The 25,545-nt window shown below is 57.0% G+C and carries 27 protein-coding genes and 1 tRNA gene; 8 read left to right on the forward strand and 20 right to left on the reverse strand.

All coding sequences use genetic code 11. The features are described from left to right. Window positions 1–839: 839 nt before the first annotated feature. Complete coding sequence (gene dsbD, locus MPRO_RS11575) at window positions 840–2,705, reverse strand: protein-disulfide reductase DsbD (RefSeq protein ID WP_245635088.1); 1,866 nt, start codon at window positions 2,703–2,705, stop codon at window positions 840–842. A gap of 296 nt (window positions 2,706–3,001) precedes the next feature. On the opposite strand from dsbD, the gene MPRO_RS11580 reads away from it, so the two are divergent. Next, window positions 3,002–4,069 carry a 3-deoxy-7-phosphoheptulonate synthase gene (locus MPRO_RS11580; RefSeq protein ID WP_067292205.1) on the forward strand — a complete coding sequence of 356 codons (1,068 nt, stop codon included), beginning with the start codon at window positions 3,002–3,004 and terminating at the stop codon, window positions 4,067–4,069. Window positions 4,070–4,456: 387 nt separating this feature from the next. Here MPRO_RS11580 and MPRO_RS26085 read toward each other — a convergent pair whose 3' ends face one another. Continuing rightward, window positions 4,457–4,615 (reverse strand): hypothetical protein, encoded by a 159-nt coding sequence (locus tag MPRO_RS26085; protein WP_173645508.1) that lies wholly within the window; start codon window positions 4,613–4,615, stop codon window positions 4,457–4,459. Between the two features lie 89 nt (window positions 4,616–4,704). Beyond that, window positions 4,705–5,571 carry an NAD(P)-dependent oxidoreductase gene (locus MPRO_RS11585; protein WP_067292208.1) on the reverse strand — a complete coding sequence of 289 codons (867 nt, stop codon included), beginning with the start codon at window positions 5,569–5,571 and terminating at the stop codon, window positions 4,705–4,707. A gap of 131 nt (window positions 5,572–5,702) precedes the next feature. On the opposite strand from MPRO_RS11585, the gene MPRO_RS11590 reads away from it, so the two are divergent. Continuing rightward, on the forward strand, window positions 5,703–6,200 hold the full coding sequence (locus tag MPRO_RS11590; RefSeq protein WP_067292212.1) for a TlpA disulfide reductase family protein: 498 nt from the start codon (window positions 5,703–5,705) through the stop codon (window positions 6,198–6,200). A gap of 42 nt (window positions 6,201–6,242) precedes the next feature. On the opposite strand, the gene MPRO_RS11595 is transcribed toward MPRO_RS11590, so the two are convergent. The 7 genes from MPRO_RS11595 to MPRO_RS11625 all read right to left on the reverse strand — a co-directional run bounded on the left by MPRO_RS11595 (window position 6,243) and on the right by MPRO_RS11625 (window position 14,642). Beyond that, entirely contained in the window at window positions 6,243–7,418 is a 1,176-nt protein-coding gene (locus tag MPRO_RS11595; protein WP_067292215.1) for an ABC transporter permease, read from the reverse strand. Then, window positions 7,415–8,416, reverse strand: coding sequence for an ABC transporter permease (locus MPRO_RS11600; RefSeq protein WP_227819874.1), 1,002 nt, complete (start codon window positions 8,414–8,416; stop codon window positions 7,415–7,417). Before MPRO_RS11600 ends, MPRO_RS11595 begins: the two co-directional genes overlap by 4 nt. Beyond that, a complete protein-coding gene (locus tag MPRO_RS11605; protein WP_067292218.1) occupies window positions 8,416–10,332 on the reverse strand; it encodes an ABC transporter substrate-binding protein in 1,917 nt (638 codons plus the stop codon). Before MPRO_RS11605 ends, MPRO_RS11600 begins: the two co-directional genes overlap by 1 nt. After that, the gene (locus tag MPRO_RS11610; RefSeq protein ID WP_067292221.1) at window positions 10,329–12,206 is read right to left on the reverse strand and encodes an ABC transporter ATP-binding protein; all 1,878 of its coding nucleotides are present in this window, start codon (window positions 12,204–12,206) and stop codon (window positions 10,329–10,331) included. Before MPRO_RS11610 ends, MPRO_RS11605 begins: the two co-directional genes overlap by 4 nt. Before the next feature lie 548 nt (window positions 12,207–12,754). Continuing rightward, window positions 12,755–13,510, reverse strand: a complete 756-nt coding sequence (gene mtnN / locus MPRO_RS11615; protein WP_067292224.1) for a 5'-methylthioadenosine/S-adenosylhomocysteine nucleosidase — start codon at window positions 13,508–13,510, stop codon at window positions 12,755–12,757. Between the two features lie 267 nt (window positions 13,511–13,777). Beyond that, window positions 13,778–14,512, reverse strand: coding sequence for a pseudouridine synthase (locus MPRO_RS11620; RefSeq protein ID WP_067292227.1), 735 nt, complete (start codon window positions 14,510–14,512; stop codon window positions 13,778–13,780). Window positions 14,513–14,554: 42 nt separating this feature from the next. Further along, window positions 14,555–14,642: transfer RNA gene (locus MPRO_RS11625), tRNA-Ser, on the reverse strand. Window positions 14,643–14,762: 120 nt separating this feature from the next. On the opposite strand from MPRO_RS11625, the gene MPRO_RS11630 reads away from it, so the two are divergent. From MPRO_RS11630 to MPRO_RS11655, 6 genes are all read left to right on the forward strand, one after another. Beyond that, window positions 14,763–15,428, forward strand: coding sequence for a Bax inhibitor-1/YccA family protein (locus MPRO_RS11630; RefSeq protein WP_067292231.1), 666 nt, complete (start codon window positions 14,763–14,765; stop codon window positions 15,426–15,428). 181 nt (window positions 15,429–15,609) lie between these two features. Then, the gene (gene tusD / locus MPRO_RS11635; RefSeq protein ID WP_067292234.1) at window positions 15,610–16,002 is read left to right on the forward strand and encodes a sulfurtransferase complex subunit TusD; all 393 of its coding nucleotides are present in this window, start codon (window positions 15,610–15,612) and stop codon (window positions 16,000–16,002) included. Window position 16,003: 1 nt separating this feature from the next. Beyond that, window positions 16,004–16,369, forward strand: coding sequence for a sulfurtransferase complex subunit TusC (gene tusC / locus MPRO_RS11640; protein ID WP_067292238.1), 366 nt, complete (start codon window positions 16,004–16,006; stop codon window positions 16,367–16,369). A 2-nt stretch (window positions 16,370–16,371) separates the two neighbouring features. Further along, entirely contained in the window at window positions 16,372–16,659 is a 288-nt protein-coding gene (gene tusB / locus MPRO_RS11645; RefSeq protein WP_067292241.1) for a sulfurtransferase complex subunit TusB, read from the forward strand. Between the two features lies 1 nt (window position 16,660). After that, window positions 16,661–16,996: a TusE/DsrC/DsvC family sulfur relay protein gene (locus MPRO_RS11650; RefSeq protein WP_067292245.1), complete on the forward strand. Its 336-nt coding sequence runs from the start codon at window positions 16,661–16,663 to the stop codon at window positions 16,994–16,996. An 8-nt stretch (window positions 16,997–17,004) separates the two neighbouring features. Next, entirely contained in the window at window positions 17,005–17,934 is a 930-nt protein-coding gene (locus MPRO_RS11655; RefSeq protein ID WP_067292247.1) for an NAD(P)-dependent oxidoreductase, read from the forward strand. Window positions 17,935–17,956: 22 nt separating this feature from the next. Here the strand turns inward: MPRO_RS11655 and MPRO_RS11660 are convergent, their stop codons facing one another. The 10 genes from MPRO_RS11660 to tmk all read right to left on the reverse strand — a co-directional run bounded on the left by MPRO_RS11660 (window position 17,957) and on the right by tmk (window position 25,543). Beyond that, window positions 17,957–18,376 (reverse strand): secondary thiamine-phosphate synthase enzyme YjbQ, encoded by a 420-nt coding sequence (locus tag MPRO_RS11660; RefSeq protein ID WP_067292250.1) that lies wholly within the window; start codon window positions 18,374–18,376, stop codon window positions 17,957–17,959. A 44-nt stretch (window positions 18,377–18,420) separates the two neighbouring features. Beyond that, entirely contained in the window at window positions 18,421–18,855 is a 435-nt protein-coding gene (locus MPRO_RS11665; protein WP_067292258.1) for a DUF1223 domain-containing protein, read from the reverse strand. 145 nt (window positions 18,856–19,000) lie between these two features. Beyond that, a complete protein-coding gene (locus MPRO_RS11670) occupies window positions 19,001–19,234 on the reverse strand; it encodes a DUF1223 domain-containing protein (RefSeq protein WP_067292262.1) in 234 nt (77 codons plus the stop codon). Between the two features lie 162 nt (window positions 19,235–19,396). Next, complete coding sequence (locus MPRO_RS11675; protein WP_067292265.1) at window positions 19,397–20,431, reverse strand: MBL fold metallo-hydrolase; 1,035 nt, start codon at window positions 20,429–20,431, stop codon at window positions 19,397–19,399. A 111-nt stretch (window positions 20,432–20,542) separates the two neighbouring features. Then, entirely contained in the window at window positions 20,543–21,193 is a 651-nt protein-coding gene (locus MPRO_RS11680) for a class I SAM-dependent methyltransferase (RefSeq protein ID WP_067292268.1), read from the reverse strand. A 208-nt stretch (window positions 21,194–21,401) separates the two neighbouring features. Next, entirely contained in the window at window positions 21,402–22,502 is a 1,101-nt protein-coding gene (locus MPRO_RS11685; RefSeq protein ID WP_067292271.1) for a malate dehydrogenase, read from the reverse strand. A gap of 199 nt (window positions 22,503–22,701) precedes the next feature. Continuing rightward, complete coding sequence (locus MPRO_RS11690) at window positions 22,702–23,496, reverse strand: TatD family hydrolase (RefSeq protein ID WP_067292275.1); 795 nt, start codon at window positions 23,494–23,496, stop codon at window positions 22,702–22,704. Window positions 23,497–23,525: 29 nt separating this feature from the next. Further along, complete coding sequence (locus MPRO_RS11695; RefSeq protein ID WP_067292278.1) at window positions 23,526–23,876, reverse strand: PilZ domain-containing protein; 351 nt, start codon at window positions 23,874–23,876, stop codon at window positions 23,526–23,528. Between the two features lie 22 nt (window positions 23,877–23,898). After that, window positions 23,899–24,909 (reverse strand): DNA polymerase III subunit delta', encoded by a 1,011-nt coding sequence (locus MPRO_RS11700; protein ID WP_067292281.1) that lies wholly within the window; start codon window positions 24,907–24,909, stop codon window positions 23,899–23,901. Next, window positions 24,902–25,543 (reverse strand): dTMP kinase, encoded by a 642-nt coding sequence (gene tmk / locus MPRO_RS11705; protein ID WP_082708688.1) that lies wholly within the window; start codon window positions 25,541–25,543, stop codon window positions 24,902–24,904. The genes MPRO_RS11700 and tmk overlap by 8 nt, the downstream gene beginning before the upstream one ends. Window positions 25,544–25,545 lie beyond the last annotated feature (2 nt).

Genomic DNA, 25,545 nt, shown 5'->3' on the forward strand with positions numbered 1-25,545 from the left:
GGTTCTATTTAACGCAAAACAGCACGAAAAATAGCCAAACTCAGGTGGCTCGCAGTAGGTTGAGTATTGTCGAACAGCCTCCTAGGAGGCTGTCCGAGAATGCTGGCCGTAGCGAGAGCCGACTGATTTGAGCGGTTTTTTGCGGTGTTTTAAGGCGAATAGTGGTTCTATTTAACGCAAAACGGCACAAAAAACAGCCAAATTCAGGTGGCTCGCAGTAGGTTGAGTATTGTCGGACAGCCTCCTAGAGCACTTTCATCTTACATCGACCCATATCCGGCCACCTCGAAGTAAGGCAGCACTCAAAGCAACCTCGATCGACAGATAAGTGTTTCGTTGACGTGGTCTAATTCCAGACTTGGGGATCCCACCGATATGGCAGAGCGGCTCCCATCCGCTTCAGCAGCCGACGAGCACCGGGATTATGCTCCGATCAGACCCGAAGGGGCGAGACAGGGACTGTCGAGCCGCCGATTGAGGGCATGGATGCCCTCTTAGCGGCGTCCGGGGCATGATTCTGGCGCGCAGTGCAGCCGCAGGCCGGCTGATGGGTGGCGTGCTTTCTTTGCATACTTTCTTTGCACGAGCAAAGAAAGTATGTCGCCGACAGGCGAAAAACGGACATTCAACCGCCTCGAAGCGTCCGTCAGCACGCCACATGACGGTACGCCCCCGAAACAATTCACTTGGGTAAACGGTGCGATTCGCTTCGCTCATCAGCACCCTGAGAGACCCTGCAAAAGCACGTGTCCCGCAACCCCATTACACCCCATGCATCAGCACAAAAAACAGCCAAACTCAGGTGGTTCGCAGTAACTTGAGTATTCTCGAACAGCCTCTTAACCCGGCACCCGGGCGACATGACGTACAAAGTCATCGGCACCCATCACGCCCACCACCGTCAGCTGCGGCAGCAAGGTGCCATCGGCACCATAAAACAGCAACGCCGGCGGACCTATAACGCCATACTCCCGATTCAGCACCTTGGCCGCCTCGTCATTAGCTGTCACATCCACCTTGATCAGCTGATAGCCGGACAACGCCTGGCGCACGCCATCGTCATTGAAGGTCACATACTCCAGCTCATAACAGGACACACACCACTCGGCGAAGAAATCCAGCATCACCGGCTGAGCATTGCGCCGCGCCTGCTCCAGCAGGGGTTCCAGCTGCGCCATGGAGGTTACCTTTTGAAACGGCAGCGCCTGGGCAGCAACGCTCTGGCCGCCAGAGAGCCCTTGCAGCGGGTACACCAGGCTGCGACTGCCAGCAAATAGCCCCACCATCAGCGCAACACCGTACACCAGTAACACCAGCCCGACGCCCTTCCAGAGCCGGTGCCAGCCGCCATTCACATCGGGCAGGCGATCCAGCGCATTCATGTAGACCGCCGAGACCACGAGTACCACTGCCGTCAAGGCCATGGTCAGCTGATCGGCAATGATGCGATCCAGCATCCAGATGGCCATCAGCAGCATCAGCACACCAAAGCCCGCCTTGACCGATGTCATCCAGGCTCCGGCTCTGGGCAGTAGTTTGCCAGCCGATGCACCCACCAGCAGCAATGGAACCCCCATGCCGAGACTGAGAAAGAAGAGCCCAAGACCACCGAGCACCGGATCACCAGTCTGGCCTATATAGATCAGGGCACCGGCCAGGGGCGCCGCCATGCAGGGACCGACAATCAGTGCCGACAGCAAACCCATAAGCGCAACACCGCGCAGGCTGCCGGGTTTGCCACGGTTGCTCGCCCGGGTCAGTCGACTCTGCCAGCTCGCCGGCAGCTGCAGCTCGTAAAAACCAAACATCGACAACGCCAGCAGCACAAAGATGCCGGCAAAGATGGCTACGATCCAGGGGTTCTGGAAGCCCGCCTGAATATTGGCGCCAAACAGACCCGCCAGCACCCCCGCCAGAGTATAGGTGGCGGCAACCGCCAATACATACACCAGCGACAGACTGAAGGCCCGCCCCGTGGTCATGCGCGTACCATGGCCGGCAATGATGCTGGAAATAATGGGAATCATCGGAAAGACGCAGGGCGTGAATGCCAGCGCCAGGCCCGCCAGAAAGAAGGCCCCCAGGGTAACTGTAAGACTGGCGTTTCTAAGCAGATCGGCAAAACGGTCCTGCTCGCTGACGGGTCCTGCCAGCACGGCCGTGCTTGTGAGACTGCTTGTGACAGCGCTCGCTGCGTAACTCGTTGTCGCGGGGGCTGCAACTGCACTGCCTGCAGGGGCCAGAGGCTCGGCCACTTTAGCTAGATCGACTTTGGTATTGGCGCTGCCATCAGCATCAGCCGCGGCCAGTACGGCGATAGCCGCCACCTCTATATCCTGGGTCACAGGCGGGTAACAGATGCCACCTTCCCAGCAGCCCTGGTAGGTCACGGCCAGGGTATCATCGGTGGTCGCTCCTGTCAGGCTTGCCAGCTGCAAATCGACTTCGGCGAACTCATGGTAGACCCACACCTTGCCAAACAGCGGGTCGTCTTTCTCCAGTGCCGGTGCATTAACGCGCCGCACCACCTCGGAGCGCTGCGTGGTGCTACTGAACTCCATGCGATCGCGGTACAGATAGTAATCCGGCGCTATGGTCCAGAGCAGCTTGACGCGGCCATCTTCCAGGGGCTCAACGTCCAGCCTGAAGGCTTCGTCAACCTGCAGGGGGCCATCAGCCGCAGCAAAGGGATTTTTGTCAAACAAACCTGCCTGTGCCACAAACGCAAGCGGCAACAGCAGCATGAACCCAAGACAGCGACGTACTAATACAGAGAAATAACAGTGCACAGGATTCCAGTTTCCACAGATTGATCGAAATGGCAGCCAATAGACCACACAGGCGCCTATGAGTTCGCTATCAATAGCTTAGCTGTAGGCACAATTGTACCACCAGCCCGGAACATGGGGCTGCTTGGGCTTATAACCGCCTGATTAATGTGTTAAAAAGATTCGCTAAGAAGTAATAAAGAAGCAGCACAGCACTGCTGCAGGGAAAGGGCATGACTGATATCCGCGTAGAAGACCTGAATATTGACTCCCAATCAGTACTCATCACACCCGATGCACTGAAACAGAAACTGCCGATCAGCGATGCTGCGGCCGAAACCGTGATGGAAGGCCGCAAGGTTATCCGTGACATTCTCGACAAAAAGGACCACCGCCTCTTTGTCGTCATAGGCCCTTGCTCCATCCACGATCCGGTCGCGGCCATCGAGTATGGCAAGCGTCTCAAGGCCCTGGCCGAGCAGGTCAAAGACAGCCTCTATCTGGTTATGCGCGTCTATTTTGAAAAGCCCCGCACCACCGTGGGCTGGAAAGGTCTGATCAACGACCCGCACATGGATGACTCCTTCGACATCGAGGAAGGCCTGCACATTGCGCGCAAACTGCTGCTGGATCTGTCGGAAATGGGCCTGCCACTGGCCACCGAAGCACTGGATCCGATTTCGCCGCAGTACATGCAGGATCTGATTTCCTGGTCCGCCATAGGCGCCCGTACCACCGAATCCCAGACACACCGCGAAATGTCTTCGGGTCTCTCCTGTGCTGTTGGCTTCAAGAACGGCACCGACGGTGGTCTGGCCGTGGCGATCAACGCCCTGCAGTCCGTCAGTCACCCGCACAATTTCCTCGGCATAAGCCCGGGCGGGGAAGTCTCCATTATTCGCACCAAGGGCAACCAGTACGGTCATGTGGTGCTGCGCGGCGGCAGCGGCAAACCGAACTATGACTCGGTCAACGTAACACTGTGCGAACAGGCACTGGAAAAGAACAAACTGGCGCGCAACATCATGGTCGACTGCAGCCACGCCAACTCCAACAAGGATCCGGCCCTGCAACCCCTGGTAGCTGAGAACGTCGCCAATCAGATTCAGGAGGGCAACAAGTCCCTTATCGGCCTGATGATCGAATCGAACCTTGGCTGGGGCAGCCAGTCCATTCCGGCGGATCTGAGCGAACTCAAATACGGCGTATCCGTAACCGATGCCTGCATCGACTGGGACACCACCGAGAAGAGCCTGCTGAAAATCCACGCCCAGCTCAAGGATGTCCTGCCCAACCGCTGATACAACCATTAGAGACAGCCTTGAAGCACCAGCTCTGGCCCGAAACGTCTTTCGGGCCAGTCGCCTTCCCTGCAATCCCCAACCCCACAGTCAACACGATCTTCCACTCCTTTATACCCTGCCTGCTACCTATGAAAACCCACAGCAATGGCATCGCCACATCGCTTACCAGACAGTGCCTGATGCAACAACGCACTCGGAATTGAGCAAGGGTATTTTGTACCGATGTTAAGACGCTACACAGACAAAGCCTGCGATACTTTTGGGAATGCTTTTGAGAGTAAGGTACAGGGGTGAAATAGAAGGCGGAAGCAGAGAAGCGTCAATTGGCTTGGGAAGCCTGCCCAGCCTGCAGAAAGCAGGCCAGACAACAACAGATGGCAGCTCTTATCGAGTCTGAGCGTTGCCAGTCATGGCCGCAGCCTCATCACGGGCGATGTTCTTGCGCAGGAAATTGATACCTACAACAACAAAAGCCACGCAGCCTGCAATGATCAGAACGCTAGGAGCGAAGGAAACCAGGCTGTATTTGTCGATCAGAGTCATGGAGCCAATCCTCATTTAGTGTGTTTTTTGTACAAATCTGGCTGCGGATTATAAGGAAAGCACCGCATAAGTCCAGTGCCAACGGCGCCTTAATCCTGCTCCAGCCGCTTCACCAGGCTGCAGGTATCCCAACGCCCGCCCCCCATCGCCTGAACATCACCGTAAAACTGATCCAGCAAGGCGGTTAACGGCAAGCGAGCACCGTTGTTGCGCGCCTCATCGAGGGTAATACCCAGATCCTTGCGCATCCAGTCGACCGCAAAGCCAAAGTCGAACTCACCATCGAGCATGGCCTCATGGCGGTTATCCATCTGCCAGGATCCCGCCGCGCCGTGACGAATAACGTCAAATACCGCACGGCCATCGAGCCCCGAGCGCTTGGCAAAGTGCACCGCTTCCGCCAGCCCCTGCACCGCGCCTGCGACGCAGATCTGGTTAACCATCTTCGCCAGCTGGCCACTACCGGCAACGCCGAGCAGTCGAATCGATTTGCCATAGGCCGCCAGCACCGGTTCAGCCTCTGCGAACGCATCCGCCGCCCCACCGCACATAATGCTGAGCTGGCCATTCTGCGCGCCAGCCTGCCCTCCCGACACGGGCGCATCAACAAAGCGCAAACCCTGCGTCTGGGCCGCCAGATCAAGCTCACGGGCAACGTCCGCCGATGCCGTGGTGTGATCCACCAGCAGCGTACCGGCTTTCATACCGGCAAAAGCGCCCTGCTCACCTGTAACTACCTGACGCAGATCTGCATCATTGCCCACACAGGAGAAAACGATGTCGGCACCGGCTGCAGCCTGGGCCGGGGTATCAGCCAGGGTGCCACCGTACTGCTCGACCCATTGCTGCGCCTTGGCCCCTGTACGGTTATAAACGCAAACGTCGTGACCCGCTTTTTGCAGATGGCCCGCCATGGGATACCCCATGGTGCCCAATCCCAGAAATGCCAGCTTCATGTCATATCCTATGCACTGTTTGTGGGCCCCTGTTATGCCATATTTAGACCCCGCCTGACCAGCAAGGTAACGGCGGTGACGCCACAGGACAGGCCTGTTAAGCTGGGCCACCGGACACAGAGGATGTTGCCATGAAGTCGATCCTGCTGGGCCTCGCCCTTGCCACTGAAATCGCCATAACCAGCCTGACACCCGCAAACGCTGCGGAATCGGTCTATGAATTGAGTTTTGCCGACCTGCAGCGCAATCCTGCACCATTGGAGCAGTACCGCGGCAAGCTGCTGCTGCTAAATTTCTGGGCCACCTGGTGCCCACCCTGCATCCGCGAAATGCCCTCCATGACACGACTGCAACAGCACTTCGACAGTACTGATCTGGCGGTCGTGGCGGTGAACGTCGGCGAAAGCCCCGAGGCGATAGCCAGCTTCAGACAAAAGCTGGATACGCCGCTGGCCTTTGAGATACTGCTGGATGAGTCGGGCAGCGCTTTTCAGGAACTGGGCATTCCCGGACTGCCGATGAGCTACCTGTATGATCGAGAAGGCGCGCTGCTGGAAACCGTAACCGGCGGCCACGAATGGGACTCGCCGGAGCGCATAGCGCAGATCAAGGCCTGGCTGCAGCCCTGAGCGTCCCCACTCAAAGCCTCAGTCACGCCGCTATCGTGCTAATTAATGCTTGTACGGATCAGCGGCGTCCAGCAAACCATCCCCCAGGAACTGGAACGCCAGCACTACCATAATCACCGGGATAACCGGATACAGCAGCCAGGGATAGAGCACTACGTAATTGATGTTCTGGGCTTCGTTCAGCAATACACCCCAGCTCGTGACCGGCGGGCGCAAGCCCAAACCCAGAAAGCTCAGTGCGGTTTCACCCAGAATCATGGTGGGAATGGACAGCGTGGCCGAGGCGATCAGGTGACTCAGAAAACTGGGCATCAGATGCTTCATAATGACTCGCCCGGGTTTGGCCCCCATCAGCTGCGCCGCCACACAGAAGTCCTCTTCTCGCAGTGCCAGCAGCTTTGAGCGCACGGCACGGGCAAGGCCCGGCCAGTCGAGCAACGCCAGCAAGACCGTAATACCAAGGAATATAAGCGTCGGCGGCCAGGTCACAGGCAGTATCGCCGACAGCGCCATCAACAGCGGCAGCATCGGGAACGAACGTATGACCTCGATGATACGCTGGACGATATTATCCACGACCCCGCCATAGTAGCCCGCCACACCGCCAATGGTGATGCCAAGGAAAAAGCTGATAGAGATACCGATCAGCCCCAGGGTGAGGGAGATTCGCGCGCCATAGACAATGCGTGACAGCATGTCCCGCCCCATGCGATCGGTTCCCAGCAGGAACATGGGCGCGTCCGGTGAAGGACACACCAGATGGAAGCTACCGTCAAACAAACCCCAGAATTCGTAACCGGCGCCCGGGTAGTCATTGCCAACACAAAAAAAGCGAATCGGATTCACCTGGCTGCGGTCCTCCTGATAGACCCACTGCAGGCGCTCCATATCCAGGGTTACGTCTATGCCGTAGACAAAGGGCCCGCGGAACTCGCCCTCATCGAAAAGGTGCACTTCCTGCGGCGGCGCGAACAGATAATCGACGTGGCGCGCCTCCAGCTGATAAGGCGCTACGGCTTCGGCAAAGATCACGATCAAGTACATCAGCGCCAGAAAGCTGCCGCTGATCACCGCCAGGCGATGGCGCTTGAGCTTCCACCAGACCAGGCGCCACTGCGACGCCATGTAGTAACGTTCCTGCTCAGGCGTCAGCTCGAGCGCCGCATAGGGATTAAATGGCGCGGGATTTACGTAGTGCTCCAACGGCTCGCGGCTCATCGATTGCGCCCCCCATCGAGCCGAATGCGCGGATCAAGTACCGCCAGCGCAAGGTCCGAAATCAGGGTGCCAAAAACCGTTAGCAACGAAATAAACATCAAAAAGCTACCCGCCAGATACATATCCTGCGACTGCAGCGCCTTGAGCAGCATGGGTCCTGTGGTTTCAAGCCCCAGCACCACCGAGACGATAACCGCACCTGAGATCATTTCAGGCAACAGGTTACCTATATCGGCGATAAAGGGGTTCAGCGCCATGCGCAACGGATACTTGACCAGTACCTTGATCGGCCCCAGCCCCTTGGCCTTGGCGGTCACTACATATTGCTTGTGCAGCTCATCCAGCAGGTTGGCCCGCAAACGCCGAATCATCCCAGCGGTGCCCGAGGTGCCTATTACCAGCACCGGCACCCAGAGATGCGCCAGCACCGACATAACCTTGTCCGTGGTCCAGGGTTGATCAATGTACTGGGCATCCATCAAACCGCCTATATCGGTGCCAAAGTAGGCCTTCGCCATATACATAAGCACCAGCGCGAGCAGGAAATTGGGGGTCGCAAGACCGATAAAACCGATAAACGATAGTGTGAAATCACCAATGCTGTACTGGCGTACGGCGGAATAGACACCAATGGGGAACGACATCACATAGACGAACAGTGTCGTCACGAAGGCCACCAGCATGGTCAGATACATGCGGTCCCCCACCACCTCATTGACCGGCTTGTCATGTTCGAAGGAATGCCCCATGTCGCCGTGCAGCATGCCCCAAACCCAGTGGAAATATTGTTCAACACCGGAGCGATCAAGACCGTACTGCTCGCGCAGGTAGGCAACCCGTTCCTGATTGACGTTCTCGCCCTGAGCCTGCAGCTCGTTGACCATGGTGGTCAGATAGTCGCCAGGCGGCAACTGGATGATGGTAAACACCAGCACACTGATCACGATCAGTGTCGGAATCATCATCAGCACTCGTCGAAAGACATATCTCAGCATCATCAGTGCGCCGCGCCCTGCTCGAACCAGAAAGTATCGGGCGAATAGAGACCAAAGTGAGCGCCGGGATCCCAGTTCCAGATCCCCTTGTCCGGCACATTATGCAGACGGCTGTTAATGGTAACAGGCTGCATGACGCCGGCCAGAATACCGATACTGAACAGGTTGTCGGCATTAATCTGCAACATCTGCTGCCAGATATCACGGCGTTGTTCGGTAGAGTCCACCCGGTACCAGTCGTCCAGCAAGCTCATTAGCTGCTGGGCTTCAGGAAAATCGGGCGCAAGCCCCGCCACGCCATGGGTTTCCCTGAACTGGCCAAACTTGGGCCACTGGTAATAATCCTGCTGCACGGGCGCCAGCTCGTGGGGCGAATTGGCCGCCGTGGCGATACCGTTTTCAAGCCCCGATGAAATCGTCATCAGGGTTTCACCGGCATAGACACGGCGGCGCACGTTATCGAGATTGGAAGGTTTGATATGCAGCTTGATACCCAACTGGCGCCACTTGTCGGCAATCAGCTGCAGCACGTCGGCCTGCTCGCTGGTGCCATCAAAGGTTTCTACAATGATTTCCAGCAAGCGCCCATCCGGCAGCTTGCGTGTACCGCTAATGTCTTTCTCGGTCAGGCCTATTTCATCCAACAGCTTATTGGCCTGCTTGATATCAAACTGAGTCCAGCTGGTGCGGTATTCCGGCTTGTACAGCGGCGAGCGCTCCAGCAGCGTGTTCTGTCCCTCGACTGCCATACCGAAGTAGATCACCTGATTGATTTCATGGCGGTCTATACCCATTGATATCGCGCGGCGAAAACGCACATCGCGAAACAGCGCACGCCAGACGGGGTCGTTGTGGTTCAGGTTGGGATAGAGCGCCTGGTGCGCACCCTTGGCAATAGGCCAGAGCGTGACCCGGTACTTGTAGTCCTTTTCATTGCGCTTTAGCAGCGTGAAATCGTTGAAGCGCAGATACTGCGCCTGCAAATCGGTTTCTCCGGTGGCGGCCTTGGCCGATATCAGCTTGGATTCCGTGATCCCCATTATGACGGTATCAATGTAGGGCAGCTGCTTGCCTTCTGGGTCCACACGGTGGAAAAACGGATTGCGCTCAAACAGGTAGCGACTGCTGGGGCTTGCTGTAGTCTGATGCCAGGGCTGCAGCACCGGCAGGTCGGGATTGTCGGCCCGGTAAAGCCGGCCCATGCTGGTGTGCAGCGCGGCCCAGTCACGCTTGCCTTCATCCAGCACCCGCTCGGCGAGCTTGTAGGCTTCGGTGTACTTGATGTGAAACTGCTTCAGGTAGTGCGCCGGTGCATACAGGTACAGCGGCGTGGCAGACGCCAGATGGGCCAGAAATTCTGGATTAGGGTCATTCCAGGCGTAGCGCACCGTAACGGCATCCGGAAAGCTGACTTCAGGGAACTTGCCGTTGATCATCAGCTCGGCAGGCGGCCCCACCGGGTAGAGCTGATCGTTGTTGGCGACATCCTGCCACCAGTAGCGAAAGTCGTCCGAGGTAAAGGGTGAGCCATCGGACCAGCGGTGACCGGGGCGCAGATGGAAGGTAAAGACCCTATCCCGATCCACATGCACAGATTCAATGATATCCGGCACCAGGTTAAGCTTTTCGTCATAGCGTACCAGGCGCGCATAACCATAAACGGTCATGCGCCGGGTGTCTTTTTCCTTGCCCATGAGCATCGACAACCGGCCACCATATTCCCCCACCTGCTGACCGTTAGCCGCGAAGTCCATCTTCAGAGGCACCTGGGGCAAGCGCGCCTCTACCGGCGGCAAGTCACCGCTGGCCACTCGCGCATCCAGCGAAGGCGCCTGGGAATAACCGGCCGCCATGACGCCGAAGCTGCCACCCAGCATCGACAGCAGAACCAGACCACAACGCCAGTCAAAAAATTTCATGCTACCAGCTCCTCGGGGCGCGTACCGGCCACAACACGGACAAAATGACCTTTCTCAAATTCAATCAGGGATGCGGGGGCATCCGGATGGTGGGTAAATGGCATGGGCCAGTCTTCCGGACAGGACGCACGATCAAGCATCAGTCGTTCGAAGTCTAGCAGGTGATCCGGATTGGGATCAGGCACCGCGCTAAGCAGGGTTTGGGTATAAGGATGCAAAGGGCGACTAAATAGCTGCGCTTTGGGGGCAATTTCCACCAACTGCCCACGACACATGACAGCAATACGATCCGCAATATAGTCAACCACAGCAAGATTATGGCTGACAAAGAGGTAGGTCAGCCCTAGCTGCGCCTGCAGATCTTTCAGCAGATTCAGTATCTGCGCCTGCACCGAAACATCCAGCGCAGACACGGGCTCATCACAGATAATCAGATCAGGGCTCAGTGCCAGAGCGCGGGCGATACCAATACGCTGGCGTTGCCCACCCGAAAAACTGTGGGGGTAGCGCTGCAGATAGCGCACATCCAGCCCAACCAGCTCCATCAGCTCCCGCGCCAGTGATTGACGCTCCTGGTGCGTACCAATGCCGTGGATAACCAGAGGCTCGGTGATAATATCGAGAATCGTCATGCGTGGATTGAGTGACGAGAACGGATCCTGAAACACGAACTGCATGCGCTGGCGAAAATCCAGCAAGTCCTGCCCCTTGAGGGACGCAAGGTCCATATCCCGATGCCCGTCGTAAAAACTGACACTGCCCTCATCCGGATCCAGCGCCCGCATCAGAATTTTGCTTAGCGTTGTCTTGCCACAGCCGCTCTCCCCCACCAGCCCGAGGCACTCGCCGCGCTTAATATCAAAGCTGACATTATCCACCGCGAGAATATTGGACGCGGACCCTGCAGACGCCGAACGAATGCGGAACTGCTTGCGAATATTGCGCACGATCAGGATGGGCTTGTCCAAATCCGCAGTAGCGGGTAACGGGTGCTTGGGGGTGTGCAGGTTGTCCGTATTGGGGCGAATTTCGCGAATAGGTACCAGACGCTCATCCGGACGCATGCCAAAACGCGGCACCGCCTTGAGCAGCGCCTGCAGATACGGATGGGATGGCTGGCGAAATATATGATCCAGGGTGCCAGCTTCCATCAGCTCGCCGTGATACACCACCACGACCTCCTCGGCCATATTGGCAACCACGCCCAAATCATGGGTGATCAGCAGCAGCGCCATTTTGAGCTCCTGCTGCAGATCGCGGATCTGCTTGAGAATTTGCGCCTGGATGGTGACATCCAGCGCCGTGGTGGGCTCATCGGCAATCAGCAGCGCCGGATGGCACACCAGCGCCATGGCGATCATGGCGCGCTGACGCAGGCCACCTGACAATTCGAACGGATAGGTTTTGAGGGCACGACGGGCATCGGCAAAGCCCGCCAGATGCAGAATGTCTCGGGTCAGCTCAAGCGCTTCGGCATTACCAACACTGCGGTGCAAGCGCAGGGCTTCACTGATCTGATCACCAATAGTGTGCAGCGCCGAGAGCGAGGTACTGGGCTCAGGAAAGATAACCGAAATACGCCCGCCACGAATAGAGCGCATATGAGCGCTGTCGCGGTGTAGCGCGGCGATATCGACCGTCTGACCAGTTTCCGGATCGCGAAACAGAATTTCACCGGAATCAATGACACCGGCTTTTGGCAACAGCCCCATGATTGCCTGGCTGATCACCGACTTGCCGGAGCCCGATTCGCCAACCAGCGCCACAGATGCACCGGGCGCCACGCTGAATGACACACCCTTGACCGCCTCGATGACACCTTCCGGCAGGCGGAATGAGACACGAAGATCCTTTACCGTCAATAAATCACTCAAAGCCAGGCCTCTTGATATACCGCATCACTAAAGAGATTCTGATCAATAAACTGCCTGTACTGGCTTGCATGGCACCCTGAGAACGAGTGCTCTTGACCTAATCAGAAGCTGACCAAAGTTTAGCTGTTATTGTTATATAGCCGCATTGTATTCAATAGACATATATCGTCGCAAGCAAGCGACATTATGACACATCAAACCATCATCAGGCGCGACGGTGACCGCTGTGCGCAGACAAATGCTGCATTAAAGATACAGGGAATACTGTGACAATACCCATTCAGACACTAAACGCACCAAACAGAGGCATTTTCAGTATTAATGGGGCTATTGAGAGGCGCACAAATGGGAGGGGACAAGCTGCGAACGCAGCGCTATTTCCAAGATCCAGAACTGATCAGTTCACAACATCCCTGAAACAGGCAGTCAGCACTGAGGCGCTTTGATTAAATATTCAGCGCCCCAACGAAAACAGCTCCACAAACACCGCCTGTTGCACATTGGCGTGGTGTTTGTGGAGCTGAAAATCTATTTGCAGAATCTATGAATCAGGCTCTGGCTGCCTGAGCCGAAAGGCTCTTGACGATAGCCATTACCATTTGCGCCGAATGGGTGGCGGCTGTTTCAAGGAACTGATCAAACGACAGGTTCGATTCTTTGCCAGCGATATCGGACAGGGCCCGAATAACAATAAAGGGAATATCAAAGCAGTGGCAGGTCTGGGCGATCGCCGCAGCTTCCATTTCAACTGCTTTCATCGTCGGAAACAGCGCCCGGGTTTTGGCCACCCGCTTGGGACAACTCATAAAGCTGTCACCGGTTGCGATCAGGCCGCGCACGGTTTTCATGCCCTGCATTTGACCGATGCACTGCTCGGCAGTCTGCGCCAAAAGCAGATCAGGCTCGAATGCGGCGGGCAAGCCTGGCACCTGGCCGGGCTCATAACCGAACACCGTGACATCGACATCGTGGTGCCGCACTTCAGTCGAAATGACGATATCACCGACCTCAAGCCCGGCATCAAAACCACCGGCAGACCCAGTGTTAATGACACAGTCCGGCTTGAACACTTGCAGTAGCAGCGCCGTGCCCACCGCAGCATTGACCTTGCCGATACCCGATTTGAGCAGCACAACGGATTGCCCGTGCATCTGACCGGTAAAGAACGAATAGCCCGCATGCTGGTGCTCCTCGATCTGCTGCAAGGCCGACTTCAGCAGCTCGACCTCCTGATCCATGGCACCAATAATACCGATGCGTAATCCGTTCTTTTGCTTGAGTATGTCAGCCAGCCGCGTGCTCATCTATCGTAACTACCGTCGTTCTCTGTGAATTATGTTTTCGCGGGGCAAGAATACGTAATTTACCCTGCAGAAAGAATAGTGCAGGCCGCTTTAATGGCACCAGTGCGGGTTTTTCTGCCCTGTTCGGAAAATTCGGTAAGCAAACACAGCAAACTTGCGACTTTTGTCGCCAAATAGCAACTTAAAACCCAGGTTTAGTGCGGCGAAGCAAAGCCAGACAGAAGAGACAAGACAACCGATATCTGCAAACCAGTGCGTCCAATTGCCTCAGCGTAAATAAAGACCATCCCACTCGAAACGCTGGAACAATCGATCACAGGCGGCATCGACCGGGCACTGCAGACTAACAACCTCACCGCTGACCGGGTGGGTAAACTCAAGCTCAGTTGCCATCAGTAGCAGACGGTGCAGATCGAATTTTTCACGAAACAGACGATTGTGCTTGCCATCGCCATGGGCGGTATCACCGACCAGCGGATGGAAGATATGCTTCATGTGGCGCCGTATCTGATGCTTGCGCCCGGTGCGAGGTTTCACCTCCACCAGGGAATAGCGGGCACTGGGATAACGGCTCACTGCGAAGGGCAGCTCAATAGTCCCCAGGCGGCGAAATTCGCTCTGCGCATCTTTGGCAGGCTTGTCCGGATCCGCAAAAGGGTCGGCTTTCTTGTCGAAAATCGGCTTAAGCGCGTAATCGATCAGACCTTCTTCCGGCGTATAGCCACGGGTAACACACAAGTAGGTTTTGCGTACCTGACGTTCGGCAAAGGCCAGATTCATGTCATGGGCAGCCTGCTTTTGCTTGGCAAACAAGATGACGCCCGAAGTGGCACGGTCCAGACGATGGATGGTGTAGACAGTGTCCTGCAGGTAATCACGCAACAGGGCAACGGCATTGGGGGTATAGGCAGGGGCAATCCAACTCGGGTGAACCAACAGCCCCGAAGGCTTGTCTATAGCGACGAGGTATTCGTCCTCAAACAGGATCTTCAGCTCGGACATGGTGTTTTATCAGACTCAGGCGGGATCCAGAACACAAGGAGATGGCGGTGGGGCAGGGATTTGAACCCTGGGAGCCTTACGACTCGCCGGTTTTCGAAACCGGTGCTTTCGGCCACTCAGCCACCCCACCAAGTCTTGCGGCGCATAGTGTACGTGGAATAATCGGTAAGTCAAATAGTTGAAAGACTTGTAAATTCATACATAAAGGGCATGATGTCCCTAATCGGACTGAAATCAATCGAGGGAAACCATGCGTAACGTTCGTACCATCAATAACGATGCATACAGTTCATCCGCTCTGGCAACCAACAAGGTTTTGCGTAACACCTACTTTTTGCTGGGTATTACGCTGGCATGGTCTGCCATTATTGCGGGTGTTGCTGCAGCCATGGCCCTGCCCCGTCCGGGCCTGATTATCACACTGGTGGGCTTTTACGGCCTGCTGTACCTGACCGAAAAGAACCGCAACAGCTCGCTGGGTCTGCTGTTCGTGTTCCTGCTGACGGGCTTCATGGGCTATACGCTCGGCCCGATCATCAACATGGTCATGGCCCGCGGCGGTTCTGAAATCGTCATGATGGCCCTGGGCGGCACCGCCCTGACCTTCTTCACCACCTCGGCCTACGCCCTCACCACCAAGCGGGACCTGTCCTTCCTTGGCGGCATGATGATGGCAGGCTTTGTGGTGCTGATCGTCGCCGTTATCGCCAACATCTTCCTGCAGATGCCGGCGCTGGCGCTGGCCATTAGTGCGATGTTCATTCTGTTCTCGGCCGGTGCCATACTGCTGACAACACAGTCGATCGTGCGCGGCGGCGAAACCAACTACATCTCCGCGACGGTTACGCTTTACGTATCCATCTACAATATCTTCCTCAGCCTGTTGCATATTCTGGGCGTTACCAGCAGCGACTGAACCCTGGCACCGATCACTGATCGGTAACAGGCAAAGCGACTGCCAAGCCCCGCTATCTTTGCTAAGATAGCGGGGCTTTTGCATTCTGAATCAGGGAGTTGCTCGAAACAGTAACGCCTTGGCACTGCGAACATGAACTGACGCCTGTTTCATTTAACAGGCTCTGCCCGACAGGTTGAAAATGATTTTTTCATTGCTGGTTTATGCTGCACCCCACAGCCATCAGGGCGCAGAAACGGCTTATCGCTTTGCAGTTGCCTGCCTTGCCCAGGGACACAGCATTCACCGCGTATTCTTTTATGGCGATGGCGTGCATGGCGCCACAGCTCTGGCGGCACCGCCACAGGACGAACCCAACTTGCCCGCCCGCTGGCAGGCACTGGCGCAGACCCACAAGCTTGATTTGGTTGTGTGCATCGCCGCCGCCGTGCGTCGTGGCCTGCTGGACGCCAACGAAGCTCGCCGCTATGAAAAGCCTGGCCACAACCTGCAGCAAGACTTTGAGCTTTCGGGTCTTGGTCAGCTGGCCGAGGCGGCCATAGTGTCCGATCGACTGATCACTTTCGGAGCCTGACATGAGTACAAACAAGCGTTTTCTCATCATCAGTCGCCGCCCACCCTATGGCAGCAGCCATGCCCGGGATGCGCTGGATACAGCACTGACCACTGCGGTATTCGAGCAGCCCGTCAGTATGCTGTTTCTCGATGACGGTGTTTACCAGCTGCTGCAAGCGCAACAGCCCGCGGGCATCCAGCAGAAGAACCTGGGCGCAACACTTAGCGCCCTGCCAATGTACGATATTGATCAGCTGTATGTCTGCGACAGCGCCCTGCGCAGCCGCGGACTCGGCCCTGATGACTGCCTGCTGCCGGTCCAGCTGCTCGACAGTAACGCCATTGCACAACTGATTCGCAACCACGATGTGGTACTGAGTTTTTGACCATGACCCTGCATACTTTGAATCGCGCTCCCTCCAATACCGCTCTGCTAGCCGATTGCCTGCGCGCCTGCAGCAGTGGCGACACCCTGCTGCTGATCGAAGACGGCGTCTATTGCGCCCTGGCGGGGCAGCCAATTGCATGGCCTGCCGGCGTCACTCTGTGCGCACTTGCCGCCGATGTCGCTGCACGCGGCCTCGACAGCCGGCTCGCAAGTAACATTGCACAGGCGGATGATGCCGGCTTCGTGCAATTGTGCTGCGAACATACCCGGGTCATCAGCTGGTACTGACATGACGCACCTGCAACTGAACGAACAGCGCATTGAACTGGATAACGAAGGCTACCTGCGCGATCTCTCGCAATGGTCGCCACAGGTCGCCGAAGCCCTGGCCGCCGAGATTCCGCTGCCGCTGAGCGACGCCCACTGGGAAGTACTCTATCTGCTGCGCGACTTTTACCAGCGCTTTGAGCATGCACCGGCCATGCGCCCACTGGTCAAGGCTGTCAGCCTGAGCCTGGGACCGGAAAAGGGCCGCAGCATCTATTTGCTTAAGCTGTTTCCCGACAGCCCGGCAAAGCTGGCGGCACGCCTGGCCGGATTACCCAAGCCAACCAACTGCCTGTGACAACAATAATGAACAAACCCCGCATCGCATTTCTTGGAATCGGCCTTATGGGCCACCCCATGGCCCTCAACCTGCTGCGTGCAGGCTATCCGCTCAACGCCTGGAATCGCACCTTCAGCAAGGCCGACGCGCTGCGCAGCCAGGGCGCGGTACCTTGCAGTCAGCCCCATGAAGCGGTCAAAGATGCCGATATCGTTATCAGCATGCTGGAAAATGGCCCAGTCGTGGATGCGGTCGTCTTCAGTGATACGACACTGGCGGCACTCAAGCCTGGCGCGCTAATTATCGACATGAGCTCAATCCCGCCTGAACTGGCCAAGCGTCACAGCGCGCAATTGGCCGAACGCGGCCATGGTTATCTTGACGCCCCCGTATCCGGCGGTACCGTCGGCGCGGAACAGGCTAGCCTGTCCATTATGGCCGGCGGCGACAGGGGCGACTTTGAACGTGCAGGCCCGCTCTTCGCCTGCCTTGGGAAGGCCGCCACCTACATAGGTCCGGCAGGGTCTGGTCAGCTGGCAAAGTGTGCCAACCAGGCAATTGTCGGCATTACCATCGGCGCCGTGGCAGAAGCCCTGCTGCTGGCCGCACAAGGCGGCGCAGACCCGGCCGCTGTGCGTGAAGCCCTGCTGGGCGGTTTCGCCGGCAGCCGCATACTGGAACTGCATGGTCAGCGCATGATTGATCGCAGCTTTATGCCAGGCGGAACCGCCCGGGTGCAACTCAAGGACCTGCAGACCATTCTGGATACCGCCAGCACCCAAGGGTTGCAATTACCCTTGACCGAGCAGGCCTTCGCCCAGTTTGGCCAACTGGTTGAACGCGGCCTTGAGGGTGTAGATCACAGCGGACTCCTGTTGCAGCTGGAAGCGCTCAACACCCCGGCACGCCTGAATGACAGGGAAACCACCAAGCCTGACGGCACGCCCGAAGCCTGACCCTGGCGGCAGAGGCCCATGCTCACTCTCCTTGCAAGGTGAGCACTAGGTGTCGACTGCTGCCACGGGCCCGGTGCTCGCACAAATAGATTCCCTGCCAGATACCCAGATTTAGGCGCCCCGCAGTCACGGGAATCATCAAACTGGATCCCAGCAGGCTGGCTTTGACATGGGCCGGCATGTCATCCGGCCCTTCGTCCAGATGGGTGCACCAGGCAGCATTTTCCGGCACCAGCTGGCAAAAATACGCCTCCAGATCCCGCCGTACCGCGGGGTCCGCATTCTCGTTGAGCGTCAGCGACGCGGAGCTGTGCTTGATGAACAGATGCAGCAGACCCAGCTGCAGGCAACCAAGTTCCGGTAGCTCACGTACAATGTCGTCGGTGATCAGATGAAAGCCACGCTCTCGGGGTCGCAGCCGAATTTCACGCTGAATCCACATCCTTATTCCTGCTTAAAGAAAAGACCCATCCAAACCGAATCCTGTTACAAGTCAGGCTCAATATAGCCGCCAGCTATTTGCAGCGGCTGCAGATCAGAGCCCTGACTTACCCAGGCGACCAGTACGGAACGACTTTGCCCCTGATCAGGCATGACCCCCAGATCCAGCGCCCAGTCACCGCCAACAGACTCCAGCCGGTGATAATCGAGCACTACAAAGTCATGGGAAAGGCTGCGCCCTCTGTTCTCACCCGCCCCGACCTCAGCCTCTAATGCCATACCCAGGCGCGCCAGGTGCAGCGTGCTTTTACCCACATTGCCGACCTTTGCAACACCGGCGCTGTAACGTGCCTCCAGCCGACCCGACTGATAATCGAGCGCCAAAGCCCCCGCCATCACCGGCGCCACCTGCCAGCGGCGCTGCCCCTGCAGCCAGCCGCGCCACTCCTGCCCATTCACCACCAGTCCAGGTGTGTACACCTGGCTATCAACCCGGTGGACAAATAGGTTCCCTCCCTATTTGTCCGTCACGCCAGAAAAACTAGCGCAAGTGCATGGACTTGCTGGCTTTTCTGGCGTTCGCATTGGCCTGCGACCAATGATGAAGCATCCCTGCTTCATGTTATTAACCCGCCGGGTTAATAACATGACCCTGCTGTACATAAGTGCGCTGACGCTCGGTAAAACGCGCGGACGAAAAACGATCCGGCCAGCCCAGGCGATTCCAGTAATCGACATGGAAAGCCACCGGGAACAAGCTGCGAAACAACCGGGGGTCATCGACCAGCGAACTCAACCAGGCATCGGCCTGGCGGGCAACTGCTGCACCCTTCCGAGGTATAGAGCTCCACAAGATCATCGGCGCCCTGCGGGTCAGATTCGAAGGTTTGAGCCTGTACCGCACCGCTGAACGCCAGCACCCAAAGGCAGCCGCTAACAATGCTCATCCCCCACCTCCTCAAGCACCGCAACCGCTCACCACTTTCTACCCAGCCGCAACCACAATCGCGCAGCCGGAATTTCAGCGCGTTTTCTCCAGCGGGTAACCCGCTTCTTTCCAGGCCGCCATGCCGCCATCCAGCGCCGAGGTGCGCAAAAAACCGAGCTCACGCAGGGTCGCTGCCGCCAGCGTCGAGATCTTGCCAAACTGACACAGGGTCACGATACGGCGGGTCGGATCTGGCAGCGCATCATTGACCCGCAACTCCAGCTGCCCCCGCGGCAGATTCATGGCACCCGGCACATGACCTGCATCAAAGGCATCACGCTCGCGCACATCCAGCACAATCAGATCGGCACTGCCGGCAACGATGCGGGCACGCAGCTCAGGCAGCGAAACAAATGGCGTTTTGGCGGCCGCCTCAGCTAGCAGTTGCGCCACACTCTTGCCGCCACTCATATTGGTACGCAGCGCTTCGGTGAGGTGCGTGGGGGCATTCAAATCCAGATGTTCCATCATCTCGATAAAGGCCGCTCGTTCGGTCCGCTGCAACCGCGGATTGTTCGCCAGCTCCTCTGCGATAGTACTTGAGCCGCGCGCCTTGTAATCATGGGCCGGGAACAGGCGCAACGACGGATCCAGCTTCAGGATGCCGTTAAACAGGCTGTCATAGAGCGCAGAAGGATCACCCGAGGGCAGATCGGTGCGCCCGGTTCCGCCAATCAGCAGGGTATCCCCGGTAAAGATGCGATCTTCCAGCAGCAGGCACATGGAATCCGCCGTATGACCGGGGGTATGCAGCGCTTGCAGACGCAAATTACCGACGCGCAGCAGATCAGCATCCTGCAGCCGCAGGTCAGCAAAAGGAGCCGGGCTGTCCCGGTGCATTACGACCGGTACCTTGAGCAGCTGCGCAATTGTGTGCGTGGCAGAGAAGTGGTCGGCGTGGGTATGGGTGTCGATCACGTAATGAATGCGCAGCCCGTCCCGGGCAGCGATAGCAAGATAACGATCGACCTGGCTAATCTCGGGATCAATTAACACCGCCGAACAAGTGTCGCTACAACCCACCAGATAGGACTGACAGCCCCCCGTTGCAACCTGCTCAAAGATCATAGTCGCCTCCCGCCCGCTCAAGGCTAACGCTGTCGAATACTACAACTTTAGTCGTCAGCGCCCGATCGCAACAGGCAGAAGCACAAAGCACACACCAGGAAGCGCGTGGAACTAACGCCTATAGCTCAATACCTGACCACGAAACGGTTGTGGCAGATAATCCACCGTCACCGGTGCCGCCTGACTGTGACTGTAACCCAGGCTGATCATTTTCTTGCTAAAACGGGCATGGTTGCCACGGCCAGGATCCACCAGTACCACGGCACAGCTCGGCGCGGCATGCTGATTGATAAAACCGGCCAGCATATCCACATGCTCATGCTCATACAGCAGGTCGCTCCCCACTATAAGGTCAAACTTACCCAGCAGCGACTGTGGATCACCCCACCCGGTACGTACAAAGGGAATGCTACGCCCTGCATTCAATAACACATTAGCACCGAGAAAAGCAGCCACTTCGGGATGATAATCGGTTGCGGTAATATCCGCCTGACGATGATTCAGCACCAGACTGGCCAGCCCGATACCGCAGCCCACCTCCAGAATGCGCTTGCCGGCGATGTCATAATCAAACATAAGATGCGCCAGTACCTGGCCGGACGGCCAGACGATACCAAATAATGGCCATGACGCAGATGAGATACCCAGTTTTTCAGCTATCTGATCAACATCAAGAAACTGCTGATTATCTCGCAGGGAACGGATATGAATATCGACACCACCAAACTCCAGAGTTTGGTATCGCACGCGTAACGCAGACATAGGTGTCCCTGATTTTGTTAAATGCACAGCCGCATGGAAGCAATCCTGCGCGCTGCGCTAAGGCCTTACAGTACTCCTTCTGCGTCACCCTGACTATTGACCCTGTTTCAAGGATCGCTTGTGCCAGCCCACAAAAAAGCGCCCGCCTCATACTCTGTGAGCATCAGGCGGGCGCTGGCGTCAGCAACCTGTCGGACAGCCTCCTAGATCATCCGATTCTATTGGTCGTAAGGTATTTGCTTGCACCATCAGGCCCGGTGCCGTCGGCGTACAGGGTCACGCCCGAGCGCAGGCATATATTCAGATTCTCATGGGAAGCTGCTGTTTCCCTGGGCAAAAGATGCTCCACCATGGCCTTTTCTTCCAGCAACTCGGCCTCGGTGGCACTCATGCGCTCACGACTAAACTCACTGATGTCGAGCCCCTGCACTATCTGGTAGCGGCCATAGTCACAACGCACAGGGAAGGAATAGATAATGCCTTTCTCGATGCCATAACTGCCATCACTGACAATACCCATGCTGACAAACTCGCCGCTTTCGGTGCCCAGAACCCAGTCGCGCATATGGTCGACGACACCCTGGGCTGCCGAGGCCGCACTGGACTGGCCGCGGGCCTTGATGATCTCGCCACCGCGAAACTGAATTTTGGGAATGTATTCGCTGGTATACCAGTCAAAACTGATTTGATCCATGGCAGCGCGATCCAGAATGGTCGCCTGATGCAGATCCGGGTACTGAGTCGGGGAATGGTTACCCCAGATCACGACACGACGGATATCCCGAGGACTGGCCCCGGTATGGTTGGCCAGAATGCCGCGGGCACGGTTCTGATCGAGACGTGTCAGCGAGGTAAACTGCGACGGGCTCAGATCCGGTGCGTTACGGCTGGCGATCAGGGCATTGGTATTGGCAGGATTGCCCACCACCAGTACTTTCACATCGCGGTTGGCGAAGTTGTTCAGCGCCCGCCCCTGGCGGGTAAAGATCTCGGCGTTGACTTCCAGCAGGTCGCTGCGCTCCATGCCAGGACCTCGCGGCCTGGCACCGATGAGCAACGCAAAATGGGTATTCTTGAAGCCATCTTCGACATTGTCATGCAGCGTAATGGTATGGAGCAGCGAATAGGCGCAATCCTCCAGCTCCATCGCAATACCGCGCAGCGCTTCCATCGCCTGGGGCACTTCGATCAACTGCAAAATTACCGGCTGATCCTTGCCCATCATTTCACCGGCGGCAATTTTGAACAGCAAATTATTCGCAATGCTGCCCGCCGCACCGGTAATGGCAATTCGTACTGGTCTTCTCATCTGGAGCTCCAATCTGGAATGCAGGAATAGTAAAGTCTGATATAGCTCTACTAATACCAAAGTCGAATGGGTAATGACAGTTCCGCACCCGACTCTTTTATAACAAACCACAACTGGGGGCCCGGCAGGCCCAGACAATTCGCCGCTACGGCAATACGGGCATCAGCAATACACTGCGGCTAAAACGCGTTAAAACAGCTCAGTTCGATAATGGAACTCTGGCGGCACGACGAAACAAGCGATAAAAATTCTCACTCGAGGCGGCGGCAATTTCTTCTACAGAAACACCTCGGATATCGGCAATACAACGGGCCACTTCGCATACAAAGCGCGGCTCATTTTTTTTGCCACGGTGCGGCACCGGCGCCAGATAAGGCGAATCGGTTTCGATTAGCAGTCGCTCCAGGGGCATTTTGCGCACGACATCACGCAGGTCTTCAGCATTGCGAAAAGTCACGATGCCCGAAAACGAAATGAAGTAATTCATCTCCATCGCCGCCGCCGCCATTTCCCAGCTTTCAGTAAAGCAGTGCAGCACGCCGGCCACACCAGGGTCACCGTGCTCTTCAATCAGAGCCAGAGTGTCCGCACGGGCATCCCTCGTATGCACGATCAGCGGCAGCCCGGTCTGAGCGCTCGCCTGCAGATGCTTCACAAAGCTCGCCTTTTGCAGCTCGGCAGACTCTGCGCTGTAAAAGTAATCCAGACCAGACTCGCCGATGGCGATGACCTTGTCCCGCGCGGCTTCTCGCACCAGAGCCTCGACCTCCACCAGACCTTCATCTGAATGCAGCGGATGCACACCGACGGAGGCATATATACCCTCGTAGGGCTCGATACTTTTATAAAGTGCGGGGAAGTCCTGCATGCTCACCGAAACGCTAAGCAGAGTACCGACCTGACTGGCACGGGTGGCCGCCAGCATGGCATCGAAATCGTTGTCGTAGGGCGCAAGGTCAATCTTGTCGAGATGGCAGTGTGAATCAATAAACATCAGACGAAATAGGCTCGGGAGAAATGATTTTACAGAGAGTGCGTGCGGCGCCCGGAATTAAGAGTACCGGCAAGATAGGTTTCTACCTTTCGCACAAGGGTATTATCGTCAGGCGACAGCTGTATACCGATACCCGGTACACGGCCGCCCTGAGCAACCCTGGGCGTTACCCAGATAACCTTGCCGGTGACCGGCAGCTTGTCCGGCTCTTCCATCAGGCTCAACAGCATGAAGACTTCCTCGCCGAGCTGATAAGCCCTGGGCGTAGGAATAAACAGGCCGCCATTGGTAACAAACGGCATAAAGGCCTTGTATAGATCTTCCTTGGTTTCTATAGCCAAGGATAAAATACCATGACTGATGCGCGGCACTAAGGACATCGAGCTAAGCTCCTACTCAGTTTCATCTAACCAGCGCAGACCAACGCAACAATATCCGCTCCAGCAGCAATTGACGGTTGGGGTTCAAGCGCTGCATCAGGCTGACCCGTTCGGTATGAACCAGGTCAGAAAGTGCATATACGGTCTGAGCATCGGCTTTGCGCGATACAGCCAGCAACATATTATTTGCGTCCAGATGACGTAAACAACTTTCATCACCCGTTCCCAGAACCCGCACAATATCTAAAAGCCAACCATACAACCATCCCAGCAAAAGCTCCAGATCTTCTTTGGCCAGCTGTTGCGCGACCTCCAGCGCCGAACGACGCTGTTTTAGAATATCGCCCAGACCCTCGATAAATTTACGTCGCAGCGCCATCAGGTCCTGCTCGATATACTCGCGAGCGCGCAACGGCGACCCCAGACAGATACTCAGCAGCTGCTGGGCCTTCTGCGGCTCAATATTCAATTGCGCACATAACCAGGCCTGCGCCTGATCCGACTCCGGCAGATGACAGTCGGCCCGCTGACAGCGACTGCGAATCGTTGGCATCACCTGCCCCAAACGATGCGTCACCAGCAACAGTATGGTATCGCGCCCGGGCTCCTCCAGCGTTTTAAGCAGGGCATTGGCGGATGACGCATTCATCGCCTCAGCAGGCTCCAGAATCACCACTCGATATCCGCCTTGCTGCGCCGTGCTGTGCAAAAAGCCGGTGAGATCACGCACCTGCTGCACCTTGATGGGCTTGCCGGCCTCCTCCGGGCTGAGCTGGAACAGGTCCGGATGGCCACCGCTGTCAAACAGCACGCAGCTGCGACAAGCACCACAGGCGGCCTCATCACCAGGCCTCTGGCACAGCAAATAGCGTGACAGCGCCTGGGCAAAGTCCCGCTTGCCAATCCCCACAGGGCCATTGAGCATCAGAGCGTGGGGCAGACGCTGCTGTTTGTGCAGACGAGTGAAGTACTCCCAGCGCTCCCGCAGCCAGGGGTAGATCTCCGCGCTGCGCCGAACGGCAACCTCATCCATGGCGAAGCGCCTGCAGACGGTCCAGATGGGGCAATAACTGCTGGCGCACCTGCTCCATGTCCAGCGCAGCATTGATAACGGCAAAGCGCTCGGGTTCGGCCTCGACCCGCTGCAGGTAGCTTGCGCGCACGCGCTCGAAAAATGCCTGTTTTTCCTGTTCAAACCGATCCGGTTGTGATCGCTTGCGGGCCCGTTCCAGCCCCAGCTCCACCGGCAAGTCCAGCAGGAAGGTGCAATCCGGGCGCAGCGCGCCCTGCACCAGCGATTCCAGCGTGCGGATACGCTGCACATCAACACCGCGACCGCCGCCCTGATAGGCAAAGGTCGCATCGGTAAAGCGATCACAGAGCACCCAAGTACCGCGTGCCAACGCAGGCTTGATCAGCGCAGCAATATGCTGGGCACGGGCGGCAAACATCAGCAACAGCTCGGCATCCTCACAAACGCGCTCATCCCGCGGACTGAGCAGCAGTGAACGGATTTCTTCGGCCAGCGGTGTGCCACCTGGCTCGCGACTGACCACAACCTCGATACCGCGAGCCTCAAGCTCAGCGCGAACAAACTCGATATTGCTGCTTTTGCCAGCTCCCTCGGTGCCCTCAACGGTAATAAAGCGTCCTCGCATTAGAGTCATGC

This window comes from Marinobacterium profundum, from assembly GCF_001528745.1.
GTDB lineage: Bacteria > Pseudomonadota > Gammaproteobacteria > Pseudomonadales > Balneatricaceae > Marinobacterium_A > Marinobacterium_A profundum.